The sequence below is a fragment of the Flavobacterium aquicola genome (assembly GCF_003385115.1).
In the GTDB taxonomy this organism is placed as follows: domain Bacteria; phylum Bacteroidota; class Bacteroidia; order Flavobacteriales; family Flavobacteriaceae; genus Flavobacterium; species Flavobacterium aquicola.
In genome coordinates this window covers 103,021-117,249 of sequence record NZ_QUNI01000002.1, presented here as the reverse complement: position 1 = coordinate 117,249, position 14,229 = coordinate 103,021, and the positions used below count along the sequence as shown (strand labels likewise).

Below are 14,229 nucleotides of genomic sequence, written 5' to 3'. Positions count from 1 at the left end.
CTAAATTTGATATGTAAATGATTCTCAGGTTATTTATAGTCAAATTTAATCCTACAAGCTTATGAAAAAAATTATACTTTTTACAGTAATGTTGGTATTTTCTTTTCAAGTTAATGCTCAAACAGCAATTCAAGAATTTAAGTTTAATGGTAATTTTAGTAATACAGCAAATGATATTTCATTTTCAGGTATTGCTAAATTTGTAAAGGATAGAGCAGGTATGGCTAATAATGCAATACGTGTTTCTAATACTGTTCTAGAAGCAACTATAGCTAATTTACCATGTTCTAATTCTCAAAGGACAGTTTCTATCTGGGTTAAATATAATGATGTTGCTACAGCTAATTATATTTGGGGATATGGATCTTTAACTAATGCCCAGTATTTTGGTTTATTACAGCAAAGTACCACCACTTCAGCATCTGATTTAAATCTTGCCTGCTGGGGGCCGGCTAATGATGTTATTGTAACGACAACAATTGCTGCGGGGATTTGGTATAACTATACTGTAACGTATGATGGACTTACTTCGAAAATTTATAGAGACGGCGAACTGATTAAATCATCTATAAGTCCTAGAAAACTGACTTCTGCGGTGGTTTTTGGAATAGGTAGAATGGGATCTGCAGTTAGCATTAATGCTGATATAGATGATTTGAAAATTTATAATGTCGCTTTATCAGCTCAAGAAGTTGCAGCTATATATAATGATGGCTCTTCAATAGCAGTAAAGGATGCAGTTGCTGAGGTTAGTCCGGCTAAAGCCTTAACCCAAAAAGGAAGTGTAAAAACAATTACAAAAAAAACTGTTACAAAATCTGATGTAGCGCTGTCTAATCCCTTAGAAGCAATGGATGTTAAGTTGTCTGAAATTTATTCTTCAGAAGGTTTTAAAGTGTTGAGCGGTGACAAAAATGAAATTGATATAACCACACTGCCTGAAGGTACATATTTATTGAAAGTAAGTACTAATCTGCATAATAGTACAGCATACAATAAACTGACATCGAATTAGTTTTTTAAAAAGTATAAAAAAAATCAAGGGAGGTTGTGCTATTTAGGCACAGCCTTTTTTTTATGTACTTAGGATCTATTTCCAATTGATTTGTAAAGCGAAGCAGGTTTTATCTTCTTTAGTAATGCTAAATACGACATCGGTTTCATTGACACATTCGTGAATGATGACTTCGTCTTTTAGGGAAAGCTCTTTCAGGAAATTCATTTCGAAGCTTTGGACTTCTTGTTTTAAAATTCTTTTTGCGTCAACATGATCCAGACACCATTCCAAATATTTGACATTATTGGCATGATTTACGATATCCAAGTCTGAAAGATAAACGGTTTTTTCAAAAACAGATTCTTTTTCGGGGTTGATGTTGATTTTAGAAAAACCTTCTTCGGTAGCTTTTTTGTCGGGAAATAATTCAAAGTGCTCGTATGGCAAAGCCAATGGTTCCGGTCTTCGTGCTTTGGTGTTAAAAACTGCCCAAAAGGTTTCAGATCCTATTATTTTTTTGCCGTTTACGTGCATTTCGAGTGCACGAACCGAACGAGAATTTTCTAATGAGTTAATCCATGTTTTTACGGTTACAACGTCTCTCCATTTGGGTAATTCGGTAATTTCTACACGCATTCTGCTGAGCACCCATGCTTGGTCGAACTCCTGCATATCGGTAAAACTAATCCCGCCCACTTCGGAATGTGCGGCAGCTGTTAATTGCAGTAAATTACACAGATCAGTGTATTTTAAATAGCCGTTTGGAGTGCATTGGGTAAAATTAATTTCCCAGTCTTTGCTTAATATTGAGGTAAAATCTGGACTTATTGGCATTTTATTTTTTATTTTTAAAGTATGGGGAAAATAATTTGAAGTTGATGAAAATAAAACCTAATAATAGAATTCCTAAAAGAATTAATTCTTTAGTATTTAAATTTTTAAAATGAGGTTGTTCAATTTTTGTTACTAATGAAATAGAATATGCTATTATTAAACATATAGTAAAAATTAAAAAAATAGTTTTAGCTATTAGTTTTAATGTATTCATATTAAATGATTTTCAATGTACTTAATTATATTTTTTTGATCTGTCAAATAATCAAACCATTGGGTGTTTTCTTTGCGTTTGAACCATGTGAGCTGACGTTTTGAAAACCGGCGTGTGTTTTTCTTGATTTCCTCAATGGCAAAAGGCAATGTGAAATCTCCATCAAAGTAACTGAATAATTCTCTATATCCTACCGTTTGTAATGCGTTTAATTCCTTGTTTGGATATAAAGTTTCGGCTTCCGCCAAAAGTCCTTCATTGATCATAATATCGACTCGCAGGTTAATTCTATCGTAAATTACGTTTCTGTCAGCTTCCAGACCGATGACGATTGGTGTGAAATTGCGGTTGTTTTTCTTTTGGTTTAAAAAGGAGGAATACGGTTTTCCAGTTCCTAGGCAAACTTCTACAAATCGCATCATGCGTTGCGGGTTTTGTAAGGTCTGCGGATTTTCGAAAGTTATTTTTTGAAAATATTCTGGGTCAAGTGTTTCTAACTGTTGTTGTAAATATTCGATTCCGAGATTTTCATAATTTAAATTTACGTTTTCACGAATGGCAGGATCTATGGCTGGAAACTCGTCAAAGCCTTTTAAAATGGCATCTACATACAATCCGGAACCTCCAACGAGGACTGCGTAATCATTGGTTTGAAATAGTTCTTCGATTTTTATGAGCGCTTCTTTTTCGAAATCGCCTACGGTATAATTGTCAAAAATGGATTTGTTTTGAATGAAATGATGTGTCGCTGTAGCTAGTTCTTCGGGATTTGGCACGGCTGTTCCAATAGTCATTTCCCTGAAAAACTGCCGACTGTCGCAGGAAATGATGTCACAGTTAAAATGATTGGCCAACTTGATGCTCAAGGCTGTTTTTCCTATGGCTGTTGGTCCGACTATGGTAATTAAATATTTCATTTGTTTTGTTGCAATGTTTGCATTTCTTCTTTTGACTACTGCTCCACTAGCCCAGATGGTAACGGAAACCCCGCAGTTATTACAGTTTGTTTTTCCTGGTATAAAAGAGCGACTGAAAGAAGCTCCTTTTATGCCTTGGAAAAACTACTGGAATAACGAGGAGTTGCAGTGTACAGCTGGATTAGCTACTAATAGAATCATTTAATTTATTTCCGCAATGATGGCAAAATAGTGCTTCCTTATTTTGAATGACTGTACTACATGATGTACAAGTAGTTTTGAAAGTGTCTGAGTTTGTATGTATGTTTCTTTTTGCAAATTCGGCTGTGATGATTCCGGTAGGAACGGCGATGATTCCGTAACCTAAAATCATTACTAATGAAGCAAAAATTTGTCCCAACGGAGTTTGCGGAGAAATGTCGCCATAACCTACTGTTGTTAAGGTTACAATAGTCCAGTAGATGCTTGTTGGGATGCTGGTAAAACCACTTTCTTTACCTTCGATAATGTACATTATGGACCCAATAATGATTGTACAGATTAGAACAAAATAGATAAATACAATGATTTTCCCTCGGCTGGCGTTGACTGCCTCTTTCAATTGTACAGATTGACTGGTGAAATGTGGATGATTGATAATTTTAAACAGACGTAACAATCGTAGAGCCCGAACAGCGGTTAATATACTTGTTCCTGGGAAAAATATTGACAAATACATAGGTAAAGTTGCAATTAGATCTATTATACCGTAGAAACTAAAAATGTATTTGATTGGTTTGTCTATAGAAATTACCCGTAGAATATACTCGATAGTGAAGAAAATAGTAATTATCCATTCTAAAAAAACGAGTTGGCTGTGGTATTTGGCATTGAAACCTTCGACGGTTTCCATGATAACCAAAAAGAGACTCAATAAAATTACACCCAAAAGTACCAAATCAAATATTTGTCCGGCGCTTGTAGTTGTGCCGTGGACTATGATTCGGGTTTGTTGCCTGAAAGCATCATATTTAGATTTAATTTTTCTCAATTGTAATTATTAAAAATTAATAATTTTTTGAACTCTGTTTTTTCTTAGATATTCCTGAATATAATTTCGGGTATTTTTATTGTTGGGTGTTGGAATCAAGATATTTTTCAGAATATCCGGAGTGTTAATCTGATAGTTCAAATCATAAAAAGCATAACCTTTGTAAACTCCGTTTTCTATTAGAATAGCGCTGTGTTCACCTGTTTTTCGGCCACGGTCAATGATAATCATGTTTTTATTATCAAAAAGATTTTTGTCGATAAAAACCTGAACTCTGGCATTATATTCTTCGGGAGTTATTTTCTTTGAACAGGCACCGTCACATGGATTGTTTTCGTTTTGCGGACAAGGCGTTTTCGAATCCGAAAGACCTGTCAGCTTCGGACACAATTGATAACTTGCCGTAATACGGCTTAGGGCAGATTTTGCTTCCTGCTGGCTGGAAAAAGCAGTTATTTCTTTTTTGCGTCCATCTGCCTTTTGAAGTTTTAAATTCAAATATCCGTCACTGTCTTTTTCGGCATAGATTGCCCAATTCAGCGTTTTTTTGCGTGACATTCTGTTGTAAATCGGACTGTTTTTCTTTATTTCTTCGGATGCTTTTAATAGTGCAATCAATTCGCTTCCTGTTTCTTCAAATGTTACTGTGAATACTTCAGTTTGAATTTTTTTGGCACTGCTGGTTATTCCTGTAAAGTGCTGATTGACTCTCTTTTTTATGTTTTTGCTTTGGCCGATGAATATGATACTGCCGTCTTCTCTATGAATGTAATAAATTCCGGTTTTGGATGGAAGGCTTTCGATTATGTCCAATAATCGAGGAGAAACTCCTTTGATAACTTCAAATTTGATTAGTTCTTTTGTAATTGTCTTTTCTAAATCTTTGTCCAAAAGCATCTTGAAAAGTTTGACCGTCGCCATTGCATCACCGCTGGCTCTGTGTCTGTCGGCCATGGGAATTCCCAATGCTCTTACTAATTTTCCCAGACTGTGTGATGGTTGTTCCGGCATTAAACGCTGTGACAATTCTACGGTACAAAGGGTTTTGATATTGAAATCATATCCGAGGCGACGAAATTCGGTGCGGAGAATTCGATAATCAAATGAGGCGTTGTGTGCCACAAGTACGCAGTCGTTTGTTATCTCGATAATACGTTTGGCAACTTCGTAAAACTTTGGCGCGCCACGAAGCATTTCGTTATTGATACCCGTGAGTTTGACAACAAACGGTTGAATTGGAATTTCAGGATTAATCAAACTGATGAATTGATCCACAATTTCATGCCCATCGTATTTATAGATAGCAATCTCTGTGATTCCTTCTTCGTTGAATTGCCCTCCTGTGGTTTCTATGTCGAGTATTGCGTACAAAATTCAGTTTTAGTTTTGTTGAGATGCACTGCAGTGCATCTTTACGATGTTTTTCTATCTTCCTCCAAATATACTACTTCCAATTCGAACCATTGTGCTTCCGCATGAAATTGCCAATTGGTAATCGCCGGACATTCCCATTGATAATGTTTTCGGCGTAGAGATGCACTGCAGTGCATCTCTACGTGATCCGACTGTGTCGTTTAATCCATCAAAAATCGTTTTCAAATGCGTGAATTCCTTTTTGATTTGGTTTTGATTATCTGTGAAAGTTGCCATTCCCATTAAACCAACTATTCGAATATTTTTCATTTCTTCTAAAATTGGAGAGGTCAATAGTGCTGACAATTCTTCTTTGTCCAATCCGAATTTTGATTCTTCTTCGGCTATGTATATTTGTAATAAACAATCAATAATTCTATTACTTTTTTTGGCTTGCTTGTTGATTTCTTCCAATAATTTCAAACTATCAACACCATGAATCAAACTCACGAAAGGAGCCATGTATTTAACTTTATTAGTTTGTACATGCCCAATCATGTGCCATTCAATGTCTTTGGGCATTTGTTCCCATTTATCGGCCATTTCCTGAATTTTGTTTTCACCAAAAATACGCTGACCGGCATTATAGGCTTCCATTAAATCCGGAACAGGTTTGGTTTTGGAAACAGCCACCAAAGTAACGTGTTCTGGAAGAGTTGATTTTATGTGGAGAAGGTTTTGTTGAATCGTATTCATTTTTTATTATAAATTTCTAAAATTTCATTATTTCTTTTTTTAATCCAACTTTTAACTTCAAATAAGAAAATGTTTTTTATTGATTTTGAATTGTTCAATTCTGAAATGCTAAAATTGAAAATTTGCGATATCTCTTCTTTGTTTTTTTCCGTTCTAATAATTTTAACCTTTATGTAAAAAAGTAAATCATTTAAATAATAAAATTCACCATAGATATTTTCTGAATATGATTTTTTGTAATTTACGCCTTCATGATATTCACCTTTTATTAAACGGGAATATTGATTGAAATCATATTTTCTTTTTTCAATATTTGTTAATGCGTTGTATTTGGCTTCGTCAAAATGATATAGATATATTTTATTCGAGAAGCCTCCATTTCCAATTACTACATTTGATTTATTTAAATTTTCAATCTTTCTTTCAATCTTTCCTTCCGAAACAATATTAGCACTTCCGTTTTTTAAACAAATACTATCAATTTCTTTAATTGTAAATTCTCGTTTATTAGTATCAATTTTTATATTCTGTGAAATACAAATCGTTGTTGTAAACATAAAAAGTGTTCGTAGTAAATTTTTCATACATTCCTTTTTGTTGTTTAATGGGATTGGAATACTAAATTTTTTGAATTTTGAAATGTGTTTTTGTAAAATTTAATAAACTTCTAGCTTAAACAAACTGCTTCGAAATCTTCTCTGCTTTTTTGCTTTCACTGTAATCATAAAAGCCTTCACCTGATTTAATTCCTAGTTTTCCAGCTCTAACCATATTTACCAATAACGGACAAGGCGCATATTTTGGGTTTTTGAAACCGTCGTACATTACATTTAATATCGCCAGACAAACATCAAGGCCAATGAAATCGGCTAGTTGTAAAGGTCCCATCGGATGTCCCATTCCTAGTTTCATAACGGTGTCAATTTCATAAACGCCGGCAACTTTGTTGTATAGGGTTTCGATTGCTTCGTTAATCATTGGCATCAAAATTCTATTGGCAACAAAACCTGGGTAATCATTTACTTCCACGGGAGTTTTTCCCAGTTTTTCGGATAACTTCATGATGATGTTTGTCACTTCATCACTGGTGTTATATCCACGAATGATTTCAACTAGTTTCATGATTGGCACCGGATTCATGAAGTGCATTCCTATTACACGTTCCGGATGCGCTACAACGGCTCCAATTTGAGTAATCGAAATAGACGAAGTGTTGGTTGCTAAAATCGTATTATGAGAACATGCTTCGTTTAATTGCTTGAAAATATTTAGTTTTAATTCTACATTTTCGGTAGCTGCTTCGACTACTAAATCAGCTCCTACAACACCGTCTTTTATATCAGTGTAAGTAATAATATTGGTAATGGTTTTGACTTTGTCTTCTTCGGTTATGGTTCCTTTAGAAACCATTCGGTCTAAATTAGCGAAAATAGTCGCCATCCCTTTATCAAGTGATTTTTCGGAAACATCAATCAGTTTTACGGTAAAACCACTTTGCGCAAAAGTATGGGCAATTCCGTTACCCATAGTTCCAGCTCCGATTACAGCAATAATTTTCATTTTATGATATTTATAAGTTAAAAAAGTTTAAAATTTAAAATCTACATATTAGACTTTAAACCTTAAACTTTAATGAAATTTTTAGTTTTTTTATTTATTAAAACAATCAATAATCTGATAGGCAACTCTCAAGGCATCAGTAGCTTGTTCCAATGTTACAATTGGAGTAGTATCATTATTAATTGCATCAGCAAATGTTTCTAATTCGTCAAGAATAGCATTATTGCTTTCTACATCTGGATTTTCAAAATAGATTTGTCTTTTTACCCCTTCAGCATTTTGCAAAATCATATCAAAATCGCCAGGAACTTCTGGTGCATCTTTCATTTTGACTACTTCACATTTTTTCTCAAGAAAATCAACAGAGATGTAGGCATCTTTTTGAAAAAATCTTGATTTACGCATATTTTTCAGTGAAATTCGGCTCGCAGTCAAATTTGCCACGCAGCCATTTTCGAATTCAATTCTGGCATTTGCAATATCTGGTGTATCACTGATTACAGAAACTCCGCTCGCATTGATGCTTTTTACTTTCGATTGCACAACACTCAAAATGGCGTCAATATCATGTATCATTAAATCCAAAACTACAGGAACGTCAGTTCCGCGGGGATTGAACTCTGCTAATCGATGTGTTTCAATAAACATTGGGTTTTCAATCATGTTTTTGGTAGCGATAAATGCAGGGTTGAATCTTTCTACGTGACCAACCTGACCTTTTACATTGAATTCTTTTGCTAATGCAATGATTTCTTCAGCTTCTTCAATGGTATTTGAAATGGGTTTTTCAATAAAAACATGTTTTCCGGATTTGATGGCTACTTTGGCACATTTATAATGGGAAAGTGTAGGTGTAACGATATCAATAACGTCTACTGCATGGATAAGTGTTGCAATTGTATTGAAATTTTTGTAACCAAATTCTTTGTTTATTTTTTCGGCGTTTTCTAGATTGGGGTCATAAAAACCAACTAATTCATACTTTTCAGATTGTTGTAATAAACGCAAATGTATTTTACCCAGGTGCCCAGCACCTAATACTCCAATTTTCAGCATAATAATGATGTTTCCACAAAAATAGTAATAAAATAAGAAATTCCAATTTATAAGATTCTAAATTACGTGCTTATTTTTTATTGTTTGGGAGTATTAATTTTGATTTTATTTTGAGAAGGAAATTGATTTAGTTTTCTATTTTTGTTCTATAATATAAATCTTAAATTTTGAAAGATACAGCCAAGCATCAAGGACTTCGAAATCAATTAGTAAATACCTTAAAGGAAAAAGGAATTGCAGATAAGAATGTTCTGGAAGCTATAAAAAAAATCCCTCGTCATTTATTTTTAAACTCCAGTTTTGAAGATTATGCTTATCAGGACAAAGCTTTTCCTATCGCAGCAGGTCAGACAATTTCTCAGCCTTATACTGTAGCTTTTCAATCACAGTTGTTAGAAATCCAGAAAGGGCACAAAGTGTTGGAAATTGGTACAGGTTCAGGATATCAGACAGCGGTTTTGTGTTTAATGGGCGCTCAGGTTTTTTCTATAGAAAGACAAAATGAGCTGTTCAAAAAAACTTCTGTTTTACTGCCAAAACTTGGGATTCGTCCTAAACATCTTTCTTTTGGAGATGGCTATAAAGGACTTCCAAATTATGCGCCTTTTGATAGTGTAATCGTTACTGCCGGTGCTCCCTTTATCCCGCAGCCTTTGATGGCACAGCTCAAAGTAGGAGGAAGGCTTGTTATTCCATTAGGAGAAAATGTTCAAATAATGACTATGCTTATTCGTGTAAATGAAACACAGTTTGAAAAACATGAATTTGGAGAGTTTCGCTTTGTTCCTTTATTAGAAGATAAAAATTAAAATGCTACTTAACCAACCAAAAATTATGAAAAAAATTACTATTCTGTTTTTACTGTTTGTTTCAAATTTTATTTACTCGCAGGCAGATTACACTAATGTATTGAATTTGCTGATTAATAATAAACGGGATGAGGCAAGAGTTTTATTTGATAAACAGTTTGGAAAAAGTAAAACAACTAACATTGATTTATTGTTTTTGGACGCATTTATAGATGAACAGTCTGGGAAGATAAGCTTTGATGAGACTATGCTTAAAAATTTAGAAAAGCTTCCGAATTCTCAGTACTATATTGCACCTTTTATTAATAAAGATATGATACTTAGTGATATTTCGACGGACGCCTGCAATGATCTGACATATACTAAAATTGATTATCTGGCTTCATCACCAAAGTTTAAAGACCTGCCTATTGTTAAATACAGAAAAGCAATATTTGAGCGCAAAAGAATGAAATTTGAAGATGCTCAAAAGTCGTTTGCTGATTTGGGAGTCATAACGCAATGGCAGTTTTGCGGTGTTTTTGAAAACTTGAATGGCAGTGGTTTGGAAATTGAATACGAGCCTGAAATTTATGCCAAAAATGATAAACTTTTTGATGCTAACAGCAATGGTAAAATTGGCTGGTACAATCCAAAAGATATAGAAAATGATGCGTACCAGTTTTTTACAAACGAGGGAGAATATGGAAATGGAATTATATATGCCCAGACTTTTATTGATTCGCCCGAAAAGAAAAGTTTTCTGTTACGTTTTGGTGCCAGTCAGGGATTGAAAATATTTTTGAATGATAAAGAAATTTATTTCAATCAAGATATTAAAAGAACAAATCTGGATGCTTACACTTTAAAAATTAATTTAGAAAAAGGTGTTAACAGGCTGCTTTTTAAATTATCTACCTATGGAGGAGGCGATTATTTTTCGGCACAAGTTAAAAATCTAGATTATACCGTGGCCAATGATTTGAAATTCAATAAAGAATATCTTCCTTATACCATTTCGAAGGGAGATGCTGCTGAAGTAGAAATTCTGAAATTAGATTATGAATTGTATTTTGATAATTTGGTGAAAAAATATCCGAATAATCTATTATATAAATTATTCCAATATGCAGCATATGAATCGAATACCAAATACATTAGTGCTTATGAAGCTATTGAAGGTCTTGACGTGAAATATCCAAACAGTTCTTTTATTGCAAGTTATTTTCTGCGTTATTATGATTTAGTTGGTGATGAAGCACAAAAGAAACAGGAGATTGTAAAAAATATAGAGAAAAACGATATTGATTATTATTATGCTACTTTCTCGAAAATATTAGATAGTAAATGGCTTCAAAACTCTTCTATTGCTGATTTGGAAATTTATAAAAATCGTTCCAAAAAATACAAACAGCGTTTTTGTGAGCTGATGTTTGATTTTATGATTGCATCAAAAAAGGAAGATGTTGAGGAAATGTTTAGACTTCTGAGTGATATTGATAAAGATACGTATGGAAATGAAAAGTTTAAAATTGCATCAGCTACTTTATATTTAAAACTAAAAAATGACAAAGCAAAGACTATTGCTCTTTTGGAAGAATTATCGAAAGATAAAATAATTACAGAAGTTGATAATTTATTAATTACTTATTATAATGAGCTTAATAATAAAGCTGCAGTCGAGAGAATTGTAAAAAGACGAATTAAAGAGTATAGTTATATAAATTTATTCAGAAATGATTACATAACTATTTTGTCTAACGAAAATAAATATGATGAAGCATTAGCTGTCATTGATGAAAATCTGAGCAATTTTCCATATTCTTTTACAAATATGGAAAAGAAAGCGGGGATTTATAATCTGATGAAAAATAATAAAGAAGCAGAGAAGTATATCCGTCAGTCTTTGACCCATAATTCAGGTAACGGGAAATTGAGAAAGCAGCTGTATGATATTTCCAAAATTCCAGATGAAATTGAAGAAATAGCTACGAAAGACATATATAAACTGGCTAAAACCAGAAGAAATTCTAAATTAAAGAGTGATTACGGAGTTGTATTATTACTTGACGAATACATTGTAAATGTTTTTCCTGAAGGCGGAAGAAAGTCAAAAATGTCTTACCTGTATGAAATAACAACTGAAAGCGGTATCGAAAAAATGAAAGAATATTCGCTGAACTTAAATTATAATACCGTTATAAAAGCTGAAATTATAAAAGCAGACGGGACAATAGTCCCTGCTGAAGAAGGTGACAATTTATTAGTGTTTTCTAATTTAAAAGTAGGTGATGTTATCTATTTATATTATGAACGCATTGACAACGGAACCGGCCGATTCTATAAAGACTTTAATATAAGCTGTTATTTTGACAGTGATTATCCATCTACTGAAGCCATTTTTGGTTTAATAACACCAGAAGACAGCAAGTATTATACCAGTTTTAGTAACGGTGATATAGTGCCGATAACTAAAAAAATCAATGGAAAGAACTGCAGTATCTGGAAAAGAACTAATATTCCAGCTTTATCGCTTAAAGAAGATTATGCGCCAATAGCAAGTGATTTGACCAATACAATTGAAGTGGGAACTATTAAATCATGGAGTGATATATCAAATTGGTATTCGGATTTAGTAAAGAAAAATTTAAAATCGGATAAAATTACCAAAGATACTTTTAATACTATTTTTCCAAAAGGAACTGCTAACTTAAGTGATGACGAGAAAGCAAAAGCAATCTATAGCTACATAGAAAAAAATATTACCTATAGCTCTTTAGATTTTAGACAAAGTGGTTATGTTCCTCAAAAACCTTCTAAGACAATAACAACAAAGTTGGGAGATTGTAAAGACGTTTCGACCTTGTTTGTTGCATTGTCTGAATATGCAGGATTAAAGTCTAATTTGGTTTTGGTTTCAACAAATGATAATGGTTTCAATTCGATGAGACTGCCTTCAAAGGATTTTAATCATTGTATCGTGCAGACTAGAATTGATAATAAAGTTGTTTTCTTAGAACTTACAGATAAATATTTGCCGTATAGAATGCTTCCGACTTCATTATATAATGCAAATGCTCTAGTAATTTCGTTTGATAAAAAGGAAAATGAGGCTTCCAAATTAATAAATATCCCTTTTGATACTACAATTCAAAACAGTTTAAAAACATCTTCTGTTGTTACTTTAGATGATAAAAGTAAAGTGTTTGTAAATACGCATACTATTGCTGGAGCTACAAAATCGTATTACAATGAGCTCTTTTCTGATGCGACTACAAAAGATGTAAGGGATAAAGAAATTGAGAAGGGATATAATAAACAATTGCAAAAAGTAGTGAGTCTGCAGTCAGTTAAGTTAGTGGCAAACGAAACATTTGATAAAGCGCTTACCTACGAAACTAAATTTTCGATAAATGAAAATTTACAAAAAGTTGGTACACTCAAAATAACAGAAATCCCTTTTATTGATAAAGTATATACAAGAGATATCATTGCTACAGATAATAGAAAATTCGATATTAATTATTCCTATTATGAAAATAACAATAAATATGAATCAGAAGTAATTTTGAATATTCCCGAAGGAAAGAAATTTTCAGAAATACCAGAGAGTAAAACGTTTTCATTTAAGAATCAGAACTATACACTGCATTTTGAACTCTTGAAAAATAATTCACTAAAGATAAATAGAGAGGTTACTATTCTTTGGGATAATATTAAGCCGAGTGATTATTTGGAATACAAAAAATTCGTAGAAGAAGTCATTGCTGCCGAAGAACAAATTGTAGGTTTTAAATAATTTATTTGAAGTCCTGATCTTTACAAAAGCCATTCATATTCTGTGAATGGTTTTTTTGTATCTGCTTTTCGAAGCCTGAAAGTATTGACTTATGCTAGTTAATAAATTACAGCAGGTTTTTATTTAAAGAAGAATTAAAAACTGCTTCAGGGCATTGTGTTTTGTAGATTTCTTGATAAAGGTGTATGAAAAAAGGCAGCACTTTATATGCTGCCTTTGTCTGTATGTTTTCCTTAGAATATTTGTTTATTTTTTTGCTTTAGGATCCATATAACCGTCAGCTCTCATTTGCTGTACACAGGCTTCCATGATTTCATCAACAGTAGTGTTTATGTCAGATACATCAAGTGATTTTGTAGTAGCACTCCAAACTAGTTTGTTGTTTTTCAAATCAAAAATGTTTGTTTCAATATAATAGTAAACATTTTCCTGATAGTATCCAGGTGTGTAGTAAGCAGGAGCATAAGCACCGTACCATCCGCCAAATCCTGCACCGTAACCCATTCCGTAACCTCCCACGTAACCATATCCCATTCCAGGATATCCCATTCCTCCATAGTAGTTTGATGTTCCAGGAACATATTCTGTTTGTTTATCCGCTCTAATGAAACGTAAAGTGATAGCTCCGTCAAATCCTTCAGATTGAATAATACTTATTTTTTGTTCCTGCGTAAGGTTAAGATTTTGCTGGTTCAAATAATTATAAGAAGGGTTTAATACTTTTGGGTTAATAGATGCAATTCTATTTTCAGTAGATCTTCTAGTACTTTCGTCTTTTGCCAGCGCAACAACTAATACTTTTTTGAATTGTTCTTTAGAAAGCGTAGCATTTGGATCTCTCCAGCTCGATACGATTGAGGTATTGCTTCCGCAACTTGCTAAGCATACACAGATTAAAGCGATTAAAATTTTTTTCATAATTTTG

At 33.1% G+C, this 14,229-nt stretch carries 13 protein-coding genes; 4 read left to right on the top strand and 9 right to left on the bottom strand.

Translation table 11 applies throughout. The features are described 5' to 3' along the window. The first annotated feature begins 61 nt into the window (after window positions 1-61). Window positions 62-1,015 carry a LamG domain-containing protein gene (locus tag C8P67_RS03155; protein ID WP_115810333.1) on the top strand — a complete coding sequence of 318 codons (954 nt, stop codon included), beginning with the start codon at window positions 62-64 and terminating at the stop codon, window positions 1,013-1,015. A gap of 75 nt (window positions 1,016-1,090) precedes the next feature. On the opposite strand, the gene C8P67_RS03150 is transcribed toward C8P67_RS03155, so the two are convergent. Together C8P67_RS03150 and miaA are read right to left on the bottom strand one after the other, a co-directional pair. Beyond that, entirely contained in the window at window positions 1,091-1,831 is a 741-nt protein-coding gene (locus C8P67_RS03150; protein ID WP_115810331.1) for an acyl-[acyl-carrier-protein] thioesterase, read from the bottom strand. A gap of 210 nt (window positions 1,832-2,041) precedes the next feature. Beyond that, the gene (gene miaA / locus C8P67_RS03140; RefSeq protein ID WP_115810327.1) at window positions 2,042-2,962 is read right to left on the bottom strand and encodes a tRNA (adenosine(37)-N6)-dimethylallyltransferase MiaA; all 921 of its coding nucleotides are present in this window, start codon (window positions 2,960-2,962) and stop codon (window positions 2,042-2,044) included. A gap of 13 nt (window positions 2,963-2,975) precedes the next feature. On the opposite strand from miaA, the gene C8P67_RS03135 reads away from it, so the two are divergent. Further along, the gene (locus tag C8P67_RS03135) at window positions 2,976-3,167 is read left to right on the top strand and encodes a hypothetical protein (RefSeq protein ID WP_147298194.1); all 192 of its coding nucleotides are present in this window, start codon (window positions 2,976-2,978) and stop codon (window positions 3,165-3,167) included. Here C8P67_RS03135 and C8P67_RS03130 read toward each other — a convergent pair. The 6 genes from C8P67_RS03130 to C8P67_RS03105 form a co-directional block, all read right to left on the bottom strand. Next, the gene (locus C8P67_RS03130) at window positions 3,144-3,992 is read right to left on the bottom strand and encodes an ion transporter (RefSeq protein WP_115810323.1); all 849 of its coding nucleotides are present in this window, start codon (window positions 3,990-3,992) and stop codon (window positions 3,144-3,146) included. The genes C8P67_RS03135 and C8P67_RS03130 overlap by 24 nt on opposite strands. 9 nt (window positions 3,993-4,001) lie before the next feature. Further along, complete coding sequence (locus tag C8P67_RS03125) at window positions 4,002-5,363, bottom strand: exonuclease domain-containing protein (RefSeq protein WP_115810321.1); 1,362 nt, start codon at window positions 5,361-5,363, stop codon at window positions 4,002-4,004. Window positions 5,364-5,417: 54 nt separating this feature from the next. Next, window positions 5,418-6,101: a YggS family pyridoxal phosphate-dependent enzyme gene (locus C8P67_RS03120; RefSeq protein WP_115810319.1), complete on the bottom strand. Its 684-nt coding sequence runs from the start codon at window positions 6,099-6,101 to the stop codon at window positions 5,418-5,420. Continuing rightward, window positions 6,098-6,685 (bottom strand): hypothetical protein, encoded by a 588-nt coding sequence (locus C8P67_RS03115; RefSeq protein WP_147298193.1) that lies wholly within the window; start codon window positions 6,683-6,685, stop codon window positions 6,098-6,100. The genes C8P67_RS03120 and C8P67_RS03115 overlap by 4 nt, the downstream gene beginning before the upstream one ends. An 88-nt stretch (window positions 6,686-6,773) precedes the next feature. Beyond that, window positions 6,774-7,661, bottom strand: a complete 888-nt coding sequence (locus C8P67_RS03110) for a 3-hydroxyacyl-CoA dehydrogenase family protein (protein WP_115810315.1) — start codon at window positions 7,659-7,661, stop codon at window positions 6,774-6,776. Window positions 7,662-7,751: 90 nt separating this feature from the next. After that, window positions 7,752-8,717, bottom strand: coding sequence for a Gfo/Idh/MocA family protein (locus C8P67_RS03105; protein ID WP_115810313.1), 966 nt, complete (start codon window positions 8,715-8,717; stop codon window positions 7,752-7,754). 167 nt (window positions 8,718-8,884) lie between these two features. Between C8P67_RS03105 and C8P67_RS03100 the strand changes: the two genes are divergently transcribed. Together C8P67_RS03100 and C8P67_RS03095 are read left to right on the top strand one after the other, a co-directional pair. Continuing rightward, entirely contained in the window at window positions 8,885-9,526 is a 642-nt protein-coding gene (locus C8P67_RS03100) for a protein-L-isoaspartate(D-aspartate) O-methyltransferase (RefSeq protein ID WP_115810311.1), read from the top strand. Between the two features lie 25 nt (window positions 9,527-9,551). After that, window positions 9,552-13,304: a transglutaminase domain-containing protein gene (locus tag C8P67_RS03095; RefSeq protein WP_170141401.1), complete on the top strand. Its 3,753-nt coding sequence runs from the start codon at window positions 9,552-9,554 to the stop codon at window positions 13,302-13,304. A gap of 246 nt (window positions 13,305-13,550) precedes the next feature. Here C8P67_RS03095 and C8P67_RS03090 read toward each other — a convergent pair whose 3' ends face one another. Next, window positions 13,551-14,222: a DUF4136 domain-containing protein gene (locus tag C8P67_RS03090; RefSeq protein WP_115810307.1), complete on the bottom strand. Its 672-nt coding sequence runs from the start codon at window positions 14,220-14,222 to the stop codon at window positions 13,551-13,553. Window positions 14,223-14,229: the final 7 nt, after the last annotated feature.